This is a genomic window from Casimicrobium huifangae (assembly GCF_009746125.1).
GTDB classification, from domain to species: domain Bacteria; phylum Pseudomonadota; class Gammaproteobacteria; order Burkholderiales; family Casimicrobiaceae; genus Casimicrobium; species Casimicrobium huifangae.
Map to the genome: position 1 here is coordinate 39,255 of NZ_CP041352.1, position 22,620 is coordinate 61,874.

14 protein-coding genes are annotated in these 22,620 nt (G+C 63.4%); 7 read left to right on the forward strand and 7 right to left on the reverse strand.

Translation table 11 applies throughout. The features are described from left to right. Window positions 1-43 precede the first annotated feature (43 nt). Both FKL89_RS00190 and FKL89_RS00195 read left to right on the forward strand, forming a co-directional pair. Complete coding sequence (locus FKL89_RS00190) at window positions 44-3,520, forward strand: ExeM/NucH family extracellular endonuclease (protein ID WP_156860779.1); 3,477 nt, start codon at window positions 44-46, stop codon at window positions 3,518-3,520. A gap of 268 nt (window positions 3,521-3,788) precedes the next feature. Further along, the gene (locus FKL89_RS00195) at window positions 3,789-6,623 is read left to right on the forward strand and encodes an RCC1 domain-containing protein (RefSeq protein ID WP_156860780.1); all 2,835 of its coding nucleotides are present in this window, start codon (window positions 3,789-3,791) and stop codon (window positions 6,621-6,623) included. Window positions 6,624-6,654: 31 nt separating this feature from the next. On the opposite strand, the gene FKL89_RS00200 is transcribed toward FKL89_RS00195, so the two are convergent. After that, a complete protein-coding gene (locus FKL89_RS00200) occupies window positions 6,655-7,626 on the reverse strand; it encodes a peptidoglycan-binding protein (RefSeq protein ID WP_156860781.1) in 972 nt (323 codons plus the stop codon). Window positions 7,627-7,914: 288 nt separating this feature from the next. On the opposite strand from FKL89_RS00200, the gene FKL89_RS00205 reads away from it, so the two are divergent. From FKL89_RS00205 to FKL89_RS00215, 3 genes are all read left to right on the forward strand, one after another. Next, window positions 7,915-8,277: a c-type cytochrome gene (locus FKL89_RS00205; RefSeq protein WP_156860782.1), complete on the forward strand. Its 363-nt coding sequence runs from the start codon at window positions 7,915-7,917 to the stop codon at window positions 8,275-8,277. A gap of 200 nt (window positions 8,278-8,477) precedes the next feature. Further along, complete coding sequence (katG, locus tag FKL89_RS00210) at window positions 8,478-10,694, forward strand: catalase/peroxidase HPI (protein WP_156860783.1); 2,217 nt, start codon at window positions 8,478-8,480, stop codon at window positions 10,692-10,694. A 477-nt stretch (window positions 10,695-11,171) separates the two neighbouring features. After that, complete coding sequence (locus FKL89_RS00215; protein WP_156860784.1) at window positions 11,172-13,034, forward strand: phosphoenolpyruvate carboxykinase (GTP); 1,863 nt, start codon at window positions 11,172-11,174, stop codon at window positions 13,032-13,034. 37 nt (window positions 13,035-13,071) lie between these two features. Here the strand turns inward: FKL89_RS00215 and FKL89_RS00220 are convergent, their stop codons facing one another. Both FKL89_RS00220 and FKL89_RS00225 read right to left on the reverse strand, forming a co-directional pair. Beyond that, window positions 13,072-13,818 (reverse strand): DsbC family protein, encoded by a 747-nt coding sequence (locus tag FKL89_RS00220; protein WP_156860785.1) that lies wholly within the window; start codon window positions 13,816-13,818, stop codon window positions 13,072-13,074. 61 nt (window positions 13,819-13,879) lie between these two features. Then, a complete protein-coding gene (locus FKL89_RS00225; RefSeq protein ID WP_156860786.1) occupies window positions 13,880-14,662 on the reverse strand; it encodes a hypothetical protein in 783 nt (260 codons plus the stop codon). A 346-nt stretch (window positions 14,663-15,008) separates the two neighbouring features. Between FKL89_RS00225 and FKL89_RS00230 the strand changes: the two genes are divergently transcribed. After that, the gene (locus FKL89_RS00230) at window positions 15,009-18,311 is read left to right on the forward strand and encodes an AfsR/SARP family transcriptional regulator (protein ID WP_156860787.1); all 3,303 of its coding nucleotides are present in this window, start codon (window positions 15,009-15,011) and stop codon (window positions 18,309-18,311) included. 74 nt (window positions 18,312-18,385) lie between these two features. Here FKL89_RS00230 and FKL89_RS00235 read toward each other — a convergent pair whose 3' ends face one another. Then, window positions 18,386-18,934: a hypothetical protein gene (locus FKL89_RS00235; protein WP_156860788.1), complete on the reverse strand. Its 549-nt coding sequence runs from the start codon at window positions 18,932-18,934 to the stop codon at window positions 18,386-18,388. A 228-nt stretch (window positions 18,935-19,162) separates the two neighbouring features. Continuing rightward, entirely contained in the window at window positions 19,163-20,197 is a 1,035-nt protein-coding gene (locus FKL89_RS00240; protein ID WP_156860789.1) for a PLP-dependent cysteine synthase family protein, read from the reverse strand. 71 nt (window positions 20,198-20,268) lie between these two features. On the opposite strand from FKL89_RS00240, the gene FKL89_RS00245 reads away from it, so the two are divergent. Continuing rightward, entirely contained in the window at window positions 20,269-21,087 is an 819-nt protein-coding gene (locus FKL89_RS00245; RefSeq protein WP_156860790.1) for a class II glutamine amidotransferase, read from the forward strand. Between the two features lie 235 nt (window positions 21,088-21,322). Here the strand turns inward: FKL89_RS00245 and FKL89_RS00250 are convergent, their stop codons facing one another. Together FKL89_RS00250 and phnE are read right to left on the reverse strand one after the other, a co-directional pair. After that, window positions 21,323-21,670, reverse strand: coding sequence for an arsenate reductase (locus tag FKL89_RS00250; protein WP_156860791.1), 348 nt, complete (start codon window positions 21,668-21,670; stop codon window positions 21,323-21,325). 37 nt (window positions 21,671-21,707) lie between these two features. Beyond that, window positions 21,708-22,493, reverse strand: a complete 786-nt coding sequence (phnE, locus tag FKL89_RS00255; RefSeq protein WP_156864491.1) for a phosphonate ABC transporter, permease protein PhnE — start codon at window positions 22,491-22,493, stop codon at window positions 21,708-21,710. Between the last annotated feature and the right edge of the window lie 127 nt (window positions 22,494-22,620).

A 22,620-nucleotide genomic window follows, 5' to 3' on the forward strand; every position in this document is an offset into this window, starting at 1 on the left:
GTTTGTGGGCGTAACGGCCCGATGATGTTTTCTGGGGGCCGTCGTGCTGCTTCGTTCGCTTTCTGGTTTGTGGTGCCTTGATGTGGCGCCGTCTTGCACGCAATTGTTCTCGCGCAGGCTGGCGACCGCACTGTTATCGCTGATCGCGTTGCCGGCTACAGCGGTGTCGCCCGACATCGTGATCAGCCAGGTCTACGGCGGGGCGGGGTGCCCCACGGCAGGCTGCTCGACCTTCACGCGCGACTACGTCGAGCTGTTCAATCGCAGTGGTTCGGCCGTCAGCATCAATGGCTGGTCAGTGCAGTATGCGGGGTCCACCGGAACATCGTGGCAGAGCGTCGCGTTGAGCGGTACAGTGCAGCCGGGTCAGTACTATCTGGTGGGACTTGGCAGCAACGCCAACGGCATCACAGCCATCCCGACGCCCGACGCGAGCGGCACCATCCAGATCAGCTCCACCGTCGGCAAGATCGCACTGGTCAGCTCATCCACCGCACTGAGCGGTGCCTGCCCGAGCAGCGGCATCGTCGATCTTGTCGGCTACGGCTCGGGCACCAACTGCAGCGAGACGGCAACAAGCCCGTCGCCAAGCACCACGACTGCTATCTATCGCGCTGCGAACGGCTGCACCGACACCGACAACAACGCGAACGATTTCGCCGCCGCCGCCGCAGTGCCGCGCAACTCGGCGACGGCCGCTGCGCCCTGCGGCCCGGCGCTGCCGACGCTCAGCATCAACGACGTCTCGGTCGCCGAAGGCAACGCCGGCACCACGGCGTTCACCTTCACTGTGAGTCTTTCCGCACCGGCGGGTGCCGGTGGCGTTACGTTCGACATCGCCACCGCCGACGGTACGGCATCGTCCGCCAGCGACTACGCAGCGCAGTCGCTCACCGCGCAGACCATTGCTGCGGGCAACACGAGCTACACGTTCACGGTGCTGGTCAACGGCGACGTGATGTCCGAGCCCAACGAAACCTTCTTCGTCAATGTGACCAATGTGTCCGGCGCCACGATCGCCGACGGCCAGGGCCTCGGCACCATCGTCAACGATGACGGTGGCGTCATGCTCAGCATCAACGACGTCAACCAAAACGAAGGCAACAGCGGCACCACCACGTTCACTTTTACCGTGAGCCTGTCCGAGCCGGCGCCGGTCGGCGGCGTCAGCTTCGACATCGCGACGGCGAACGGCACGGCGACGGCCGGCAGCGACTACACCGCCAAATCGCTCGCCGCACAGACCATCGCCGCTGGCGCCACGACGTACACGTTCAGCGTCGACGTCAACGGCGACACCTCGTTCGAGCCCAACGAGACTTTCTTCGTCAACGTGACCAACGTCACCGGCGCCTTCATCGCCGATGGCCAGGGCATCGGCACCATCGTCAACGACGACGTCAGCAGCGGTCCGCGCATCCACGACGTGCAGGGTACGGGCAGCGCCAGCCCGATGGTCGGCCAGACGGTCACGCTGCAGGGCATCGTCACTGCCAGCTTCCAGGCGGCAAATTCGCTGGGCGGTTTCTACCTCCAGGAAGAAGACGCCAACATTGACGTCGACCCCGCCACTTCCGAAGGCATCTTCATCTTTCACTCGGCAACAGCCGTTGCCGTGGGCGACAAGGTCAACGTGACCGGTACCGTTGCCGAACTCGGCACCGCACCCAACACACTCACTGAGATCACTTCGGCTACCGTGCAGATTGTGTCGTCGGGTAATCCACTGCCGGCGCTGGTCGACGTCGCTTTGCCGGTTGCGTCGGTGACCGATCTTGAGCGTTACGAAGGCATGCGCGTGCGCCTGCCGCAGACGATGACCGTCAGCGAGCACTTCTCGCTCGCGCGTTACGGCGAACTTCTGCTCTCCGTCAATGGCCGCCTGTTGCAGCCGACCGAAGTCGTGGATCCGAACGACGATCCTGCCTCGGGCAACAACAGCAGCGGGACCAGCAACGTCGCAGCCGTCAGTGCGCGCGCCAACCTGAACCTGCGCTCGTCCATCCTGCTCGCCGACACCAGCGCGACGCAAAACCCGGCGGTGATCCCGTTCCTCGATCCGGCCAACAACACGATCCGGCTCGGCACGACGATCACCAACCTCACCGGCATCCTCAATCATTCGTTTGGCAACTACGCCATTCACGCGACTGAAGCGCCGGCGTTCAGCTACGCGCCACGCCCGTTGTCGCCGCCGGCGGTAGGCGGTAACCTCAAGGTGGCGTCGTTCAATGTACTGAACTTCTTCAATGGCAACGGCACCGGTGGCGGCTTCCCCACCACGCGTGGGGCTGACACGGCGTATGAATTCGGCCGCCAGAAGGCCAAAATCGTTGCCGCACTCTGCGGCCTCGGTGCCGACGTGGTCGGCCTGCTCGAAATGGAGAACGATGGCAATGGCACCACCTCGGCATTGACCGAGCTGACCAATGCGTTGACCGCGACCAACGGCTGCGGCAACTGGACCTATGTGCCCAACCCCTCAGGCTGGGGCACGATCCCGGGCAGCACCGACGAGATCCGACCCGCGCTGATTTATCGCACCACGGCCGTGACGCCAGTCGGCGCGTCAATGTCGCCGAACGACGCCGCCTTTACGCAGGCACGGGCACCAGTGGCGCAGACTTTCACCGTCGATGGTGGCGCAAGCGCCGGGCAAAAGCTCTCGGTGATCATCAATCACTTCAAATCAAAAGGCGGCACGGGTACCGGCGCCGATGCCGATCAGGGCGATGGCCAGGGCAACTGGAATGCCATGCGCAAAGGGCAGGCCGCAGCGCTGCTGGGCTTCATCGCCACGGTGCAGGCAGCCGCCAACGATCCCGACGTGATCATTCTGGGCGACCTCAACGCCTACTCGCAGGAAGACCCGATCGACATCCTTCGCGCGGGCGGATTGATTGATCTCGCCGTCGGCGAGCACTCCTATGTGTTCAGCGGCCAGTCGGGCTCGCTCGATCATGCGATGGTGACGCCGAGCCTGATGGCGCAAGTGACCAACGCAGGCATCTGGAACATCAACTCCGACGAGCCGGTGATCCTCGACTACAACGTTGAGTTCAAGAACAACCCGAACTGCACCTCAACCACCTGCACCTCGCCGGATTACTACACGGCGACACCGTTCCGCTCGTCGGACCACGATCCGGTGCTGGTTGGCATCACGCTGGGCGCTCCATCGCTCGACATCGACGACAGCGCACCGGCCACCAAGTACGATGCCGCTAGCGATGGCGTGTTGCTGTTGCGCTATCTGCTGGGCTATCGAGATACCGCCTTGATCACCGGCGCCATCGGGCCCGGCGCGCGACGTAACGCGACACAGATCGCGCAGCACATCGCCGACACGCTGACCCGCTTTGACGTTGACGGGGATGGCCAGACGCTGGCGATGACCGACGGGGTGATGATCCTGCGCCGGATGCTGGGCATCACCGGGTCAGCCATTACCCAAGGCGTGAAAAATTCAGCTCGCAGCGATGCAGATGTCGTGCTGATGATCGACGCCCTGAAGCCTTAGTCGACGCACGCCACTGCGGCCCTTCGGTCCGATCGCAGAGCCGCTCGCTTGAGTACAGGAGCGAATGAAACGTGGCGCTTTGGGTGGGCATCGTTTGCCCCTAGCATTCGTCGTGTTGTAACGAATCCCGTTCGGGATCTTGTTCCGGGATGTTGATGTGGTTTTGAGTCATGCATTCCGCGCCCGGCCGCAGTGGCTGGCGCGTGAGGTCGGTCGGTTTCATTGTCATCGCAGGCTGTCTGAGTTGGTGCGACACCCGCATCGGTTCATGCACGTTGGGCTGCTCGCAATTATCTTGCTGGTGTTCGGCGCTGTTGGTCGTGTCCAGGCGCAAACAGCCAGCGCGCTTGATGACCCCGTCACGCAGGTGGCGTCCGGTGCCCAGCACACCTGCACGCTGAGTGCGACCGGGGTGGTGCGGTGCTGGGGTAGCAACCAGTATGGCCAGCTGGGCGACAACAGCACCGCACTCAGACGCGTTCTGCCCGCCGAAGTGAGCGGCCTTGCGCCTGGAGTTGCGGCGCTGACGGCGGGTACCGATCACACCTGCGCCCTGCTGGTGAGTGGGGCGGTGAAGTGCTGGGGGCGCAACCTTGTCGGCGGGCTGGGCGATGGCACCACCACTGATCGTTCGACCCCCGTTGACGTCGTGGGCCTCGGCAGCGGCGTTGCTGCTATTGATGCGGGTGGCTTCTCCACCTGTGCGCTGACGACCGCGGGCGCGGTCAAATGCTGGGGGTCCAATGCCTACGGTCAGGTGGGCAATGGCAACACTGCCGATCAATCGACTCCCGTTGACGTGGTGAGTCTGAGCGGTGGCGTTGCGGCCATCTCGGTCGGTGGCTCACACGCTTGTGCGCTGAGTCAGGCAGGCGCCGTGCAATGCTGGGGTAACAACATCGCCGGTGAGGTGGGTGATGGCACCACCACCAATCGCTCGGCGCCCGTTGCGGTGGTCGGCCTCGGCAGTGGCGTGGCCTCACTCAGTCTCGGCAACTACCACAGTTGCGCGCTGCTGGTCTCCGGCGGCGTGCAGTGCTGGGGGCCGAACGACCGGGGCCAACTTGGCGACGGCAGCACCGTCAACAGCCTGTCGCCCATCGCGGTCTCTGGCCTCAGCAGCGGGGTTACATCGATCGGTGCGGGCTTCTATCACACGTGTGCGCTCATCGCCGGTGGCGCCATGAAGTGTTGGGGTTACAACCAATATGGCGCACTCGGCGATGGCAGCTCGGCGACCCGCACCACGCCGGTGGACGTTGTCGGCCTCAGCGGCGCCGCTGCCGTCAGCCCCGGCGCTTTGTCCACCTGTGTGCTGATGGCGCTGGGCGACGTCAAATGCTGGGGCTACAACTTTTTCGGGCAGACGGGCAACGGCAGCACGTCGCAATCAGCGGTGCCAGCCAACGTTGCGTGGCATACCGCGGGCGTCGTCTCCATCGGCACCGGCGCCTATCACTCGTGTGCCGTCACGCTTGCTGGCGCGGTCCGATGCTGGGGCGCCAATGACAGCGGGCAACTCGGTGACAACACCACCATACAGCGGCCGAGTGCGGTTGCCGTGGCCGGCCTCGACAGCGGCATCGCCGCCGTCAGCACGGGGGCTTTTCACAGTTGCGCGCTCAGTGTCGGCGGCGGCGTATGGTGCTGGGGCCGCAATAGCGACGGTCAGTTGGGCAATAACAGCTTGACCGACAGCCCGATTCCGGTTGCTGTTGTCGGGCTCGGTAGTGGCGTGGCGGCGATCAGTGCAGGCGGTTTTCACACCTGTGCGCTGACCACGACCGGAGCCATGAAATGCTGGGGCCTGAACGCTAACGGCCAGATTGGTGACAACAGCACGACCACCCGCCCGACCCCGGTGGATGTGAATGGCCTGGGCAGCGGCGTGTCGGCGATCAGCGGCGGTGCGCTGCACACCTGCGCGCTGACTGGCGGCGCTGCAAAGTGCTGGGGGTACAACTTCTGGGGAACCGTGGGTGACAACAGCACCACGCAACGGCTGGTTCCGACCGCTGTTTCCGGGCTCGGCAGCGGCGTTTCCGCAATCAGCGCAGGCGTGTTGCACACCTGCGCGCTGGTCGCTGGCGGCGTGAAGTGCTGGGGCTACAACGTCAACGGCCAACTCGGCGACAACAGCACGACACAACGGCTGACAGCGGTCGACGTGGTGAGCCTCGGCGGTGTCGCCACCTCGATTGTCACCGCGGAACTCCACACTTGCGCCCTGATGGCCAGCGGTGGCGCGCGCTGCTGGGGCGACAACAGTTACGGGCAGCTGGGCGACAACAGCAATACCCAGCGACTGACGCCGGTGGACGTCAGCGGCCTCGCGGGCGCGACTGTGGTCGCCAGCGCGCAGGGCGCCCACAGCTGCGCCCTTTCCGCTGCGGGCGCAGTCAAGTGCTGGGGGCGCAACGGCAACGGGCAGGTGGGTGACGGCAGCACCATTAGTCGTCGCGTTGCCGTGCCGATTCGGCCCGCGCAGTCGATAGCTTTCACGTCGTCGGACAGTATCGTCGTTGGTACCACGCCGACCCTGGTGGCGAGCGCGACCAGCGGCATGCCCGTCGCGTTTGACAGCTGGACACCCACGACCTGCAGCGTCAGTGGAACCACACTGACGATTAGCGGTGCCGTGGGCAGTCTGTGCGGTGTGCGCGCCAGTCAGGCAGGCGCTGCGCCGCTCGCCGCGGGCGGCAGTCAGGCACCTGCGCCGCAGCAGTTGCGTCTGTTAAAGGTGGTGGCCCCACCCCCGATTCTCGATATCGATGACAGTGCGCCGACAACTATCTATGATGCTGCCAGTGATGGCGTGCTGCTGCTGCGTTACCTGCTCGGCTATCGGGGCACCGTGCTGGTTGCTGGTGCGATCAGCCCCGGCGCGCGCCGCGATGCAGCGCAGATTGCGGCGCATGTCGCCGCCAACCTGTCCCGCTTCGACGTCGATGGCGACGGCCAGACACTGGCGCTGACCGATGGCGTGATGATCCTGCGCCGCCTGCTCGGGATCAGCAATGCCGCAGTCATCACCCAGGGCGTCAAAAACTCGGCGCGCAGCGACGCCGACGTTGTGCTCGCGATTGATGCGTTGAAGCCCTGACCGCGCGACACGCGGCGTTGGCGGTGCTCGATCAGCTGAGCAGGTGCTCTTTCAGGTTAAACGGCTTGCCGATCGCGTCGAAAGAGAACTGCGCAAAGTTGTCGGCATTGTGCACGCGCTGCCACGGCACCAAAGCGTCATAGCCGGGTTTGTGGCGATAGCCGTAGTCGTCGACCTGCACGCCGGTTTGTCCGGTCGGGCCGACGAAATGTGCCAGTTCATGGATCAGCACATAGGCGAAGGCGTCCTGCTTCATCGTCTGCATCTTGGGGCATAGATAGACCGAGCCGCGCGGAATGCCCTGATAGGTCTTGTTGCGTTCGCCCACTTCGTAACCGCCCGCGAAGGTAAAGGCGAACGCCCCTTCGTTGCTGCTGGCGGGCTCGTCGGCGAGCAGGATCATGCCCATCGGGATGTGACCGATCGCGGTCTCCATGCCAATGTAGATGCGGTTCAGCCAGTCGAGCTGGCTGCTCCAGTCGGGGAATTTGTCGACCTGGAAGTGTTTGACCACCTTGTTCCAGCTTGCCTCGCCGAAGCCGACAAAGCCGCCGCCACCGTTCAGCTTGAAGGTGCGTGCGGCGCTGATGGTGGAGCGCGAGATGTTGATGATCGACAGCGCGCGCGGGATGTGCTGCATCATCTCGGCGGGCAGGCTGCTGTAGGTGCTGTTGACACCGGCCAGCCGCTCATCGGTGCGCATGCCGACATCGACCACGCCGTCGGCCTTGCCAATGCCGAACTGCTTGCGCTGGAAGGCCGAAATCGCCGCCGAGGTCTTGGGGCCAACAATGCCGTCCACCACCAGCTTCGGGCTGGGACCGCCTTCGAGCGGTGGAAAGCGGTTGAGCGCTTCCTGCACCTTCTTCACGTCATCCGGGTAGTTGCGGCACCGTGAGGCCAGCCCGACGGCGGCCTTGAGTCCCAGGCCCTTGCCGCTGTCGCCGCCTGACAGCGCCACCGGTTTGCAGCCGGACAACCCACAAAACGCGAACGAATCCATGCCGCACTCTCCGTCGAAGCAATCAGGGACAAGGCACCAGATCGGGCGCCGGGCAAGGAAGAAGACGGATCGCCACCGGCTGCTGCGACAGTGGCGACTCGACCCCGGACTGGAGCCAAGCCGTCGACTACGCACATGTAGGCACGACCATTGTCTGTCCGCCCCTGCCGGGCTATTGTTTGTGCTGTCAGTCGGGCGTCAACAAATCACCTTAACGTCGCGTTAACGCTTGAGCGTCATCGCGCGGGGCTTCGGTTACACTCGCGCCCGTTTTAACAAGGACTCGTCATGAAGAAATTTGCACTGTTCGTCGCCGCCGCGCTGTCGCCGGTTGCGCTGGTCAATGTTGCCCACGCCGATGCGGCGCTGGCACAAGCCAAAGGCTGCACCGCCTGCCATCAGGTCGACAAGAAAGTTGTCGGCCCGGCCTACAACGCCGTGGCTGCCTGCTACGCCGATAAGGACGCCAAGAAACTGGCGGCCAACAAGGAAAAGCTGGTCAAGCACGTCAAGGCTGGCGGCGCAGGTGTCTGGGGCCAGATCCCGATGCCGGCGCACCCGCAAGTGGCCGATGCCGATATCGCCAAGATCGTCGACTGGGTAATGAGCCAAAAGCCGGGCGAGTGCCCGAAAGAGTTCAAGAAGGGCTAATCCCCTCCCGACTCATCGCCGGAAACCCGCTGATCGGTAACGACAGCGGGTTTTTCTTGCCTGCGAAGCCCGGATGCTCGTCGTTCCATATCGCCTTTGACGATTACAGAGGTCATTTTTAATCGTTGGACCCGATCACCAGAACGGCCTAATGTTCGCCTTATCGATTCCAGACTGCAACACCGATACAGGAGAACGTGATGACAACCGAGAGCAAATGCCCCTTTCATGCCGCCGGCGGTGCCCGCGCCACTCATGGCGCCCAGTCCAATGCCAACTGGTGGCCCAATCAGTTGAATCTCTCAATCCTGCACCAGCACCAGCCGGTATCCAGCCCGATGGACGCCGGGTTCGACTATGCCGAAGCATTCAAAAAACTTGATTTCGCAGCGCTGAAAGAAGACCTCGCCGCACTGATGACGGACTCGCAGGACTGGTGGCCTGCTGACTACGGCCACTATGGCGGCCTGTTCATCCGCATGGCCTGGCATGCCGCCGGCACCTACCGCACCGCCGACGGCCGTGGTGGCGCCAACACCGGCAACCAGCGCTTCGCCCCGCTCAATAGCTGGCCGGACAACGGCAACCTCGACAAGGCGCGCCGCCTGCTGTGGCCAATCAAGCAGAAATACGGCAACGCGATTTCCTGGGCCGATCTGTTCATCCTCGCCGGCAACGTCGCGATGGAAACGATGGGCTTCAAGACCTTCGGCTTCGGTGGCGGCCGTGCCGACATCTGGGCACCGGAAGAGGACATCTACTGGGGCGCTGAGAAGCAATGGCTCGCCACCAGCGACAAGCCGGACAGCCGCTACAGCGGTGATCGCGCACTGGAAAACCCGCTCGCCGCCGTGCAGATGGGCCTGATCTATGTGAACCCGGAAGGCCCGGACGGCAACCCCGATCCGGTCGCCTCCGGTCGCGATGTGCGCGAGACCTTCGCCCGCATGGCGATGAACGACTACGAAACGGTGGCGCTGATCGCCGGCGGCCACACCTTTGGCAAGGCGCACGGTGCGGGCGACCCGAAACTGGTCGGCCCGGAACCGGAAGCCGCACCGATGGAAGCGATGGGCTTCGGCTGGATCAACCAGCACGGTAGCGGCAAAGGCGGCGACACCACTACCAGCGGCATCGAAGGCGCATGGAAGCCGAACCCGACGACCTGGGACATGGGTTACTTCAAAGTGCTGTTCAAGTACGAATGGGAGCTGGTCAAGAGCCCGGCGGGCGCCCATCAGTGGCGGGCCAAGGACGTGGCGCCCGAGGACATGGTTGTTGATGCTCATGACCCGTCGAAGAAGCACGCGCCGATGATGACCACGGCTGACCTGTCGCTCAAATTCGACCCGGCCTACGAAAAGATCTCGCGCCACTTCCTGGCCAACCCCGCAGAGTTTGCGGACGCCTATGCCCGCGCCTGGTTCAAGCTGACCCACCGCGACATGGGGCCGAAGGTGCGCTACCTTGGGCCGGAAGTACCGGCGGAAAACCTGATCTGGCAAGACCCGTTGCCTGCCGCGACGCACGCCCTGATCGACAGCAACGACGCGGCGCAACTGAAAGCGCAGATTCTCGCCAGCGGCCTCGGTGTGGCCGAGCTGGTGTCCACCGCCTGGGCGTCGGCTTCCACCTTCCGCGGCAGCGACCTGCGCGGCGGCGCCAACGGTGCCCGCATCCGCCTCGCACCGCAGAAGGATTGGGACGTCAATCAGCCGGCGCAGCTCGCGAAAGTGCTTGCCGTGCTCGAAGGTATCCAGCGTGACTTCAACGCCAAGGCGACGGGCGGCAAGCAGGTTTCGCTGGCAGATGTGATCGTGCTCGCCGGCAACGCTGGCGTCGAAGCCGCCGCCAAGGCTGCTGGCCACACGATTGAGGTGCCGTTCACGCCGGGGCGCACCGACGCCACGCAAGCGCAGACCGATGTCGATTCGTTCGCCGTGCTCGAGCCGCAGGCCGATGGCTTCCGCAACTACCGCAAGGCCGCGTATCGCGTGTCGCCGGAGGAGATGCTGGTCGACAAGGCGCAGCTGCTGACGCTGTCGGCGCCGGAAATGACCGTGCTGGTCGGCGGCCTGCGCGTGCTCGGCGCCAATCATGGCGGCAGCAAGGCGGGCGTTTTCACCACGCGGCCGGGGCAGTTGAGCAACGACTTCTTCGTCAACCTGGTCGACATGTCCACCGCGTGGCGGCCGACAGGTGACAACGCCTATGAAGGCCGCGACCGCAAGACCGGCGACGTGAAGTGGACGGCCACGCGCGTTGATCTCGCATTCGGCTCCAACTCGCAATTGCGCGCGATCGCCGAGGTCTACGCGCAAAACGACGGCCAGACCAAGTTCGTGCGCGACTTCGTCGCCGCCTGGACCAAAGTGATGGAGCTCGACCGCTTCGATCTGCCGCGCCGCGCTGCGTAGTTTCGCTACCGCAGCCCAGCGTCCAAAGACAACCCGCCTCACGGCAACGTGACGCGGGTTGTCTGGCGACTAGCGCACGAACTACAGAAAACTACCAGGCACCGCCTGCAGCGCCTGGCAAGGCTTTCCGGAAGCAACATCTTTTCGCTGTAGTGGCCGTCGCATGCGGCTTTAGCCGAAAAAACAGGTGATATCGACTTTGGCAGAAAATACTGGCTAAGCCCAATGGATATGAGCCTCTCAGCCAAAAGCCAAAAACAGAATTTGTGCATTGCAACGAGACATTAGCCTTTGGCATCCGCTCATGCCGATGACGCATGAAGCCGGAATGTAGCTCGCCGTAGCCAGCGGCTAAAATCCTAATCCCCGCCGCACGGCCACCCGCCAGCGTGTGGGCAGCCCGCGCAAGGCCCAACCGACCTCCTGTTTGCGGCGACCCGTTTTCCTTCCGTCGCAACCACGTCTTTCGCTTACTTCATGAATCAGCCCGAAACGCTCGCCACTTTGCAAGCCTCTGTGAAGGCACCTGCCTACGTCAAGAACATCCGCCTGCTCGCCTGGGTGCGCGAAATGGCCGCGCTCACGCAGCCGGCCGATATCCACTGGTGCGATGGCAGCGCAGACGAGTACGACCGTCTGTGCGCCGGCCTGGTCAAGGCGGGCACCTTCAAAAAGCTGAACGAAGCGAAGCGCCCGAATTCCTTCCTCGCGTGCAGCGATCCGTCCGACGTCGCCCGTGTCGAAGACCGCACCTTCATCTGCTGCGAGAAGAAAGAGAACGCCGGCCCCACCAATAACTGGATGGCGCCCGCCGAAATGCGCGCCACGCTGAACCCGCTGTTCAAGGGCGCGATGGCCGGGCGCACCATGTACGTGGTGCCGTTCTCGATGGGCCCGCTCGGCTCGCCGATCGCCCACATTGGCGTCGAGCTGTCCGATTCGGCCTACGTCGCGGTGAACATGAAGATCATGACCCGCATGGGCAAGGGCGCGATCGACGTGCTAGGCGAGAGCGGCGAATTCGTGCCCTGTGTGCACACCGTGGGCGCGCCGCTCGCCGCTGGACAGGCGGACGTCGCCTGGCCGTGCAACAAAACCAAGTACATCGTGCACTTCCCGGAAACGCGCGAGATCTGGAGCTACGGCTCGGGCTACGGCGGCAACGCGCTGCTCGGCAAGAAGTGCTTCGCACTGCGCATCGCGTCCAATATGGGCTTGCGCGACGGCTGGCTGGCCGAGCACATGCTGATCCTCGGCGTCACCAATCCGCAAGGCAAGAAATATCACGTCGCGGCGGCCTTCCCGTCGGCTTGCGGCAAGACCAACTTCGCGATGCTCATTCCGCCGAAGGGTTTCGAGGGCTGGAAGGTCACCACCATCGGCGACGACATCGCATGGATCAAGCCGGGCAAGGATGGCCGCCTGTACGCCATCAACCCCGAGGCCGGTTACTTCGGCGTGGCGCCGGGCACCAACAAGTCATCCAACGCCAACTGCATGGCTTCGCTCAACCGCGATGTCATTTTCACCAACGTCGCGCTCACCGATGACGGCGACGTGTGGTGGGAAGGCATGACCAAAGAGGCGCCCGCGCACCTGATCGACTGGCAGGGCAAGGACTGGACGCCCGAGATCGCCAAGCAAACGGGCGCTAAGGCAGCGCACCCGAACGCGCGCTTCACCGTCGCCGCCACCAACAACCCGGCGCTCGACAGCGAATGGGACAACCCCGCAGGTGTGGCAATCGACGCCTTCATCTTCGGCGGACGCCGCAGCACCACGGTGCCGCTGGTCACCGAAGCGCGTGACTGGGTGGAAGGTGTCTACATGGCGGCCACGATGGGCTCGGAGACCACCGCTGCAGCGGCCGGCCAGCAAGGCATTGTGCGCCGCGACCCGTTCGCGATGCTGCCGTTCGCGGGTTACAACATGGCCGAATACTTCGGTCACTGGCTCAAGCTCGGCGAGCGCCTCGCTGCCAGTGGCGCCAAGCTGCCCAAGATCTTCACGGTCAACTGGTTCCGCAAGGACGCCGATGGCAAATTCGTGTGGCCGGGCTTCGGCGACAACATGCGCGTGATGGCCTGGATGCTGGAGCGCGTCGAAGGCCGCGGCCAGGGCGAAGAGCATGTGTTCGGCATCACGCCGCGCTACAGCGACATTCACTGGCACGGCCTCGACTTCAGCGAGGCGCAGTACCAGAGCGTCACCAGCATCGACCACAGTGCCTGGGCTGAGGAAATGAAGCTGCACGAAGACCTCTTCGAACAGCTCGCGCACAACCTGCCGCCAGAACTGCCGGCGACCAAGGCGAAGATTCAGGCGCGTCTGCAGGCTTGATGCCCTTCCATCGGCAGCCGGCGCAGACGCCCGGAGGCTAACTTCCGGCTGCAGCCGCGGCAGCCATCTTGCTCCTCAGTTGTTCGACGCTGAGCACGCCTTCGTGCCGGCTGCCGTCAGCGAACACAATGGTGGGTGTGACCCGCAGCAGGTGGCGTCGGGCATAGGCTTCGTTGCGCGACAGTGCCGATGCGTCACACTTTGACGCTTTGCTCATGGTGCTTCGAAGCATCCAGTTTTGCCATGCCCTCTCTGGCGATGCAGCGCACAGGATGCTGCTGCCGCGCTTGCGTGAGTCGGGCCCCAGCATCGCCACTGGAAAGGTGTGGATGGTGACATCGCCAAGCTTTGCCAGCTCTCTTTCCAGCGCCTTGCAATAGCCGCAGTTGGCATCGGCGAATACGGCGATTCGACGTTCTCCCGTACCGCGTCTCGTGGTCAGTGAGTCACGCCACGGCAAATCGGTGAAGGTGATCGCCGTACTCTGATCAACGCGGTCCTTGGTCAGATTGCGTTGAGTGCCAAGGTCACGCATTTCTCCGTGCACCACGTAGCGACCGCTTTCGTCGGCATAGAACACCACCGCGCCGACCCGAACTTCCCACAGGCCAGCAACGGGGCTGCGATTGATTGCGTCAATCGCAGGCAATCCCGGCATCCGCTCGCGCAGGCTTTCGCGCAACCGCATCTGCTGCGCGCCGTCGCCGTCCTGAGCGACGATAGTGCCGCTCCAGCCCGCAAGGGCGGCAGCGATCACCATCAGGCAATGTTTAGTGACTTGCATATTTGACTCCAGAAAGTGCCGGGCAGCGACGGTCGCCGCTGCCCGGGCGCAATGGACCAGCCTAGAAGCCAGTGCAGGAAGAAGTGTTCGGAACCTGGCCGCAAACCAGACCGCGACCACTGGTAGTGGTGACCACGAATGGGCAGGCTACGCCGCAGCCTTTCCAGCTTGCGTACCAGCCAAAGTATTGCGAACTGGACTTGGCATAGCCGTAGCGGACGAGATAGCTGTAGTAGGCGCCGAACGGATTACCCCAAAGCGAAAAGCAGGCAACAGAGGTACCGATTTTGTTCACGTACTTGCAGGACCAGTAGTGTGGATAAGTCACTTTCTGGCGATCAGGCGCGAGCGAACCGTCAATCAGGTGTGCTGCATCGGTAGCCGCTCTTGCGTCCATTGCGCCGGTAACGGCAGCCAGGCCAACCCCCGTCGTGTCGTCGGCGTGCGGTGCAATGGCCACGAAGCTCAGACCGTTGTCTGCCATTCCGAACACCAGTGCTGCTTTCAATGCCGGATTTGCGACACTGCTCAACGGCACGTAGAGCCTTGCCATGGACTTGGCGTTGCCCAGGACGGCATCATCCTTCCCAGGCAATTCGGCGCTGTCGCCTTGCGCGGCCGCGAAATCGGCACGCCATCCTGCCAGCGCCAACTCCGCCAGCCGGGCTTTGACATCGGCATCCTTGCCAGCCGCTTCGACCATCATGGCAACGCCATCCAGGCCAAGTGTCGCCAGCGCGGGTGCTTCCGCTATCGGTGCATTGTCGATCAGCGGTGCCGCGTACAGATCGGCAGTTCCGCCGATAGCCATCGCCAGGGCAACGGCACAAAGTAAATGTTTCATGGCATGTCCTCCAGTGGATTGAATTGACGCTTGCGCCGCGCCGTTGAGGGGCAAGCAAGCGGCGTCGCAACCGGGCAGCGTGTCAAGTCGCGACTGCAGGCACATGTTCTGCGCGGTGGTCTCGCAAAGCTCTCGCAGACTCTCGCAGCCCCGGCGCAAGGAATGACTGCGCTGCTACCGTCCGATGCCGGCAAGCTATCGACATGGGTCGATGCCGTTTGCGAATTGCATCCGCACGCGATGCCATTAGCATGAAAGCGTCGCAACTGCGCTGCGGCGTCGCGGGCTTCGCCAGTCATGACAGTGGCACCAGCGCCAGCGATCCGGGCAATCACGCTGATTCACCATGCTGCGCCTGACCCTGCTCGGACCATTCACCGTCGCCATCAATGGCCACGCCATTACGCAGTGGCCGCGCAAGAGCGCGCTGCAACTGCTGCAGCTGCTGGCGATCGCACCCGGACATCGCCTCACGCGTCACGAGGCGGCACAAGCGCTCGCACGCGACAGCGACGACGAGCAATTGCGTCAGGTGAGCGATGCCCTCTATGCGCTGCGAGGCCGGTCGGCAGACACAGATGGTGCGGGAAGGTTGGGCGACTACGTGGGCGCCTCGGCGGACGCAATCTGGCTCGAGACAGAGGGCTGTCAGATCGAAATTGATCTTGCGCAGTTCGAGCAGGCGGCCAATGACGCGTTGGCGGCCGACGCACGGGCACGACTGCCTCTGCTGCAAGCCGCCGTCGCCTCCTGCAACGGCCCGCTGCTCGCCGGGCTATTGCCGACTATCGAAGCGGCAGTGGCACCGACACGTCTGCACATTGAGCAGCTCTATCTGGGCTGCGCCAGGGCATTGGTTGGCGAGTACATGCAGCTTGGGCATGTCGATCATGCCATCGTTGCGCTGCAGAACATACTGCGGATTGTGCCCAGTGACGAAGAGAGCCACCGGCAGCTGATCGAGATCTACGCCACCCTTGGCCGCTACCACGAAGCGGAGCAGCAATTGCTGCTCTGTCGTACCGTACTGGCGCGTGATCTCGGGCTGAAGCCGTCAGCAGCGACCATCGATTCAATCCGTCTGGCGCGCGAACGTCGTCTGGCTGGGCAGCAGACAACGGCAGCGGGCAACGTCACGGCGAACACAGACGCCACAACGCCCGACGCCGTGCAGCGCTATGCGCCTCCCAGATCGCTGGTACGGCTGATTGGTCGCGATACTGCGATCGCACGGCTGGTGGAGCACCTGCGCGCGGCTGATGTGCCGGCGCTACTGACGCTATGCGGCATTGGTGGCATCGGAAAGACGCAGTTGGCCCTGGAAGTGGCGCACCGCATCGCCCGCGACCGCAGACATGGTGCTGCTGTGGTTGACCTGACGCGCGTCCCTGATGCGGGCGCGGTGGCACGAGCCGTGGCGATGACGCTTGGCATCAAGCGCACCGACGGACGCTCGTGGCAGGAGCGCCTGCAACAACATCTCGCGCCGCTGGACTTGCTGCTGGTACTCGACAACTTTGAGCACGTCCACCGGGCGGCGCCGTGGCTTGCATCATTGATTGAGCAGTCACCCACACTCACCGTCCTTTGCACTTCAAGGTTTCCGCTGCTTCTGCGCGGCGAGCAGGTGTTTGACGTTGACCCGCTGATAACGCAGCATGCGCCCGCGCCGAATATGAATACGCGTGACCTCGCCGCTGCCCCCAGTGACGCGGCAGCCCTGTTTCTGCGCGCTGCGCGGAGCCAACGGGCGCAGTGCGTTGATGCCGCTCGTGATCTGACCGTGATAGAAGAGGTCTGCTGGCGGCTCGATGGCTTGCCACTGGCGATTGAGCTCGCGGCAGCGCGCGCCTGCGTGATCGGCATCCAGCCCCTGCTTGTCGAACTGTCCACGCAGCATGTGGCGCTGGTCAATCCCATGCGCGATGCGCCGCCTCGTCACACGTCGTTGCAGGAGTTGCTGAAGTCAACCTGCGCCATCCTCGACGACGACTGCAAAGTCGGTCTCGGTTACGCCGCGCATTTCGAAGCAGGGTTCACGCTAGTGCAGTTTGCCGACAGCGGATTGTTCGACGGCATCAATAGCGAGCGCATTCTCGGGCAACTGCTTGAGGCGCGCGTTGTTGCCGTGGACGTCGCAAGGGCAGCCGATATGCGTGCCGAACCGGCGCCCCGTTTCCGTCTGCTGGAAACCATGCGGTCTTACGCACGCCATTCCGACTGGATGGACGACGCCAGTCGGCAGCGCATTACCGGCGCGTTCATTGACCGCTGGCACCGTTTTGCCCGACGGGTGAGCGATAGCCGTCATACACCGCAGGAGCGCGACCGCTTTGAGGAGTTCGAGCGTGAATTCGAGAACATTGCCGGTGCGATCCGGCTGGCCGCGCGCGTCAATCGTCCAGCCGCTCGCGAGCTGATTGCCTTTCTGTGGGCGCCTTGCGTTCGGCGCGGCCACATCTACGATCTGGTTGGCTGGATCGAAGACGAACACCTGCTGCAGGACATCACTGGCGGTAGCCCGGATGAGCTGGCACTGCTCGTCGCTGCCTGTGAGGTCTATCGCGCTGCGGCGCGTTACCCGCTCGCCCAGCGCTGCGGCGAGATGGCGCTTGCGAACATACGTCTGCCCAGTGCTGATGCCGTGGCGATACATCTTTCTCTGGCCTACGCCTACCTGATCCAGAGCGAGTGGACAACCGGCACCGTCCACGCGCATGAGGCCTTTGCCGCTGCGCTGGCAGCGCGCGATGAACGGGGAGAGCTGGACACGCGTATCCTGCTTACCACGCTGGAGCATCGTGCCGGGCACTATCCCGAAGCACGAACGCACGGCACCGTCGCCCGCGACATCTGTATCCGGCGTCACATCGACATGCCCATCCGGTTGATCGGAAATCTCGCATTGAGTCTCCGCTTCGCCGGTGACTTCGGTGGCGCCATAGCGCTCTATGCGTCTGCGGCAGAACGCTGCCGTGTTGAGCGGGAGGGGCGCGCCGAAGCAATCATGACGCTCGATCAGGCCGAGTGCGAACTGCTCGCGCTTGACCTGCCGCGCGCGAACGAATCACTGCAACGTGCAGAAGCGCTGGTCTCGACTCACCGCATGACCATTCTGCAATGCGTGCTGCATCAACAGCGGGGGGCCTACCATCTGCTCCATGGCAACCCCACGACGGCAGCCGAGGCGCTGAATCAGAGCATGGAATCCATGCCCGCCGGCTCGCACTTCGAGCAAGCCGACATCACCCTCGTCTGGCTGGCCAACGCCTGTCTGGCAACCGGCGACTGGCGGGCGGCGGTGAAGGCGGCCGTGCGGTTGACGTCATCGGAAACGAAAGTACGGCGCTATCTGGAACCCTTCGTGGTGGACACCGTCGCCTCGGTGTTGACGGCGGTGAACGTCGCCGAAGCCGCAACGTTGCGCAGCGCTGCAGGGCGCTTGCGCGAGCGTGACGGTCTCACACTGTCGCCCGCCGAGGAAAAGCTGCTTGACGAGGCTGCTGCACGGCGGCGCCCACCAGTACCGCAACCGTCGCCGCAGGTTCCCGAACGATTCTCGCCGTTACCGGCCAGCTTGATGACGCACTGTCACGCGGCACTGGCCAGGGCGCAGGAAACCACCGAATCTGCCGCGATCAACACGTAGCACTTAACCGGTCAGCATAGAACGCTGGCGGTGGGCAGCCCTGCGAGGCACTACCCACCGCGCAGCAAGCCTGGCTACAGGAAGAACGCCAGCACTTTGGCGATGATCTTGGCCCAGCTCGGCGGCACACCAACAGCGCCGAGCGCGGTTGCGATGCCGACAACTTCCCACGAAGTTACCTGATCCATTGCTGCCAGCACCGGGTTGATGTGCCCCATGTACCAGACGTAGGCGCGTTCGCTAGCGGCACGCAGGGCGGCCTTGAACGCGGACGACTTGAGAATCGCCTTGGCCAAGACCGTCTTCCAGCTCTTTTGCTGGTCCGAAGTACTGGCTTCGCCGGGGTGAGCCGCTGCAGCGTCGACATAAATGGCGTGCAGCTCGGCGAACTGGCCTTCGTCGAGGGCGTCGATGCTCTGGATCAGCTGCTGATCGACAGCCACGTCGTTCAGGGTCACCTCAACAGCAGCATTGGATTGCTGGGCGGCGCGCTGCGCGAGACCGGTCGCGAAGGCGCTGTTCATGCTAATGCAGGCGATCAGCATCGCCGCAATCGCAGCACGTCCGCGACGCAGCGGGTGATGATTTGAATCAGACGGGGACGTAGCGAAGTTGGTATCCATGTGTCGTTACTCCATTGATTTGTCAGATTGCTTGATGGCGATAGCCGGCTGGCGTCGCCCATCAGCCAAGGTTCTGGCTGACACTGACGTTGTACGGGCGCGCTCTCGCAGGGCTCTCGCAAGCTCTCGCAGCGCCAATGACGCAGGAAAAATCGGATGAAACTCTATCGACCGCGTGTTGTTGGCGAATTCAGCGGTGAACAGAGGAGATGCGAGCGCCTGGGTGCGCTACGCCAGCGGGAAGTTTTGACTGACCCAGGCGTCGTTGTGATACGTGTTCAGATAGCGTTCGCCCGAGTCGCAGATCAGCGCCAGCAGGGAACCCTGCATGCCATTCGTTTTCATGGCGCCAGCCAGTTGCAGCATCGCGTGAAAACTGGTGCCGGTGGATGGCCCGACCTTGCGGCCGAGGTGCGCAGAGAGATCACGCATCGCGGCGATCGAATCACGGTCGCTCACGGTAAGCAATTCGTCCACCAGCTCGCGGATAAAGCTTGCCTCCACGCGTGGCCGCCCGATGCCCTCGATGCGCGATCCGCTCGAGGTCAATGTCGTGTCTCCCGTCCGCCAGTAGTCGGCGAAGACCGACCCGGCTGGATCGGAAACGCAGACGCGGCTAACGTGCCGGTGATAGCGCACGTAACGGCCGATGGTGGCGCTGGTGCCGCCGGTGCCGGCACCCACCACAATCCAGTGCGGTATCGGGTGCCGCTCATGGGCCATCTGGGTGAAGATGCTGTCAGCAATATTGTTGTTGCCGCGCCAGTCGGTGGCGCGCTCGGCGTAGGTGAACTGGTCCATGTAATGCCCGCCCGTTTCGCGTGCAAGCTGGCGTGACGCGTCATACACCTCGGCGGCACGCTCGACGAAATGACAGCGCCCACCATAGAACTCGATCTGTGCGATCTTCTCCGCCGAAGTGCTGCGCGGCATCACGGCGATGAACGGCAGGCCAAGCAGTCGTGCGAAGTAGGCCTCGCTGACCGCAGTGGAACCGCTCGACGCCTCGATCACCGTCTGCCCTTCACTGAGCCAGCCATTGCACAGCGCGTAGAGGAACAGCGAGCGCGCCAGCCGATGCTTCAGGCTGCCGGTCGGGTGCGTCGATTCGTCCTTGAAGTAGAAGTCGATCCCCACGTCGGCGAACCCGGCGATCGGCAGTGCAATCAGATGGGTGTCGGCCGAACGCTGGAAGTCCGCTTCGATGCGGCCAATTGCCTGTGCGAGCCAGTCACCGCGTGCAGGGGAAGGGGGTTTCGACATGGTGGCAAGCCGCGTGCAATAATGGTCCGCAAGCGTAACAGCCGCTGCGGCATGCACCCGCAGCCCTGCCCATGTGTCGACTGCTTGCCTATTCAGGCGAACCGATTTTTCTGGAAGACCTTGTCTGCAAACCCGAGCATTCGCTGGTGCGCCAGTCGATGCAGGCGGAGGAGGCGAAGCTCACTACCAACGGCGATGGCTTCGGCCTCGGCTGGTACACCGGCCTTGCGGAACGTCCGGAGCCGGGTGTCTATCGTGAAGTGACACCAGCGTGGAGCGACGAGAACCTGCTGGCGCTGTGTGCCGCCGTTCGCTCACCACTGTTTTTTGCCCACGTGCGAGCAACTACCGGTACCTCGGTGGCGCGGCAGAACTGTCACCCGTTCCATTACCGGCAGTGGCTGTTCATTCACAACGGCCAGATCGGCGATTACGCAAAGATTCGCCGCCGCATGGAGTCGCTGTTGCCGGATGAACTTTACGCGGCCCGCAAGGGCGCGACCGATTCGGAGCTGATGTTTCTGCTTGCAGTGAACCACATTGAGCGGGGCATGACACCCATCGATGCAATGGCGGCGATGCTGGGCGATGTCCGGCAGATGATGGGTGAGGCCGGTATCAGCGCACCGCTTCGCTTCGCTGCCGCTCTGGCGGATGGCAAGACGATCTACGCCTTTCGCTATTCGAGCGACAACCGACCCCCGACGCTCTACGTCAACCGCTGTAGTCACGGCACCATCGTTGCATCGGAGCCGCTGCAGGACCGGACGAATCCCTGCTGCCCGGAATGGGCTGCTGTGCCACCAGACAGCGCGGTGTCGGTCAGCGGCGCGGACATCGAGCAGCATGCTCTACGGGTGGGGCAGGCCGACATCCGGCGGGCGGCCTGACGATTTCTGGTTCATCGCGCTTAACTCGGGCGCGTATGGTTGGTCGCCAGTACCGTCCAAGACCATCCAAGACGCGCTCGACGCATCAGCTTTCTGCGGAAAGCCGCATTCGATTGGGGCTAGCAGGTCGTTTTTGGTCTTATTCGACTTCCAGACGAAAACAGCCATGAGCCCTTGTTGAACAAGGGCTGCGACAAAAAGCTGTAGCCGTTGTACCGCTGTTGTGACGGCGCGGTCAGGCGAGCGCCGCGAGCGCGTCCGCGTCGACACCGATCACCAGCGAAGCCCCAGCCACAACAACGGGTCGCTTGATCGTGCTCGGGTGGCCGAGCATGACGGCAATCGCCGATTCGGCATCATGCACCGATTGCTTCAACGCGTCGTGTAGCCCGCGCCAGGTAGTGCCTTTGCGGTTGAGCAGGGTCTCCCAGCCTCTCCGTACGACCCAACGTCGCAGCTCGGCATCGGGAACGCCGGATTTTTTGAAGTCGTGAAAGGTGTACGCCACGCCACGCTGGTCAAGCAGCTTGCGCGCTTTCTTGACGCTATCGCAATTGGGAATACCGTATACCGTTATCGTCATTGGTCATTCGTCTCTCGTCTTGACGGCGCAGCCGTCGTCAGATCACCCGCTTGCGGATCTGGGTCACGATGGTTTCAATGATGATGACTACGATGAAGATGGTGAACAGGATCAGCGCGACGCGCTCCCACTGGATCAGGTCGATGGCCGCGTTGAGCGCCATGCCGATACCACCGGCGCCCACCAGTCCGAGCACGGCCGATTCACGCACATTGATGTCCCAGCGGAACAGGGCGATTGACCAGAAGGTCGGGATCACCTGCGGCCAGTAGCCCATCAGGATCTGCTGCATGCGTGTCGCGCCCGCGGCTTGCAGCGCTTCGATGCTGCCGCGGTTGGCTTCTTCAACGCCCTCGGAGAACATCTTGCCGATGAAGCCGATGGAGTGGAACGCAATTGCGAGCGCGCCAGCGAGCGGGCCGGGGCCGAACATCGCCACGAAGAACAGCGCCCAGATCAGGGTTGAGATTGAGCGCGTTGCGACCAGGATGAAGCGGGCGATCGCATTGAGCCAGAGCACCGGCGTTGCATTGCGTGCGGCGAGAAAGCCGACCGGAATACCCATCAGCAAACCGAGGATCGTCGCCAGCGCCGCAATGTGCAGGGTCTCGACCAGCGCCGGCCAGACCACCGGCCAGAAATGCCCCCAATCGATCGGCCACATGCGCGATCCCATGTCCACGACTTGCTCGGGCGCGTCGTAGAGGAACTCCGGGATGATCTCGATCGTCTTCAGCGCCCAGCCAACCGCAGCGACCATGACAAAGAAAACGGCGAATCGCGCCAACCGTTGCGCCGGCGTGAAGCGAATCCAGCGCTGCATCTCGGCCGTCGCCGACAACGGATCGCTGCTCACACCAGACCTCCGTTCGTGGTGACCCCTCGGCAGGCTCGGGCGCAGTTGCGTGCGTCGACGCCGCACTCACCCCTCTCTCCGTTCGTGGTGAGCT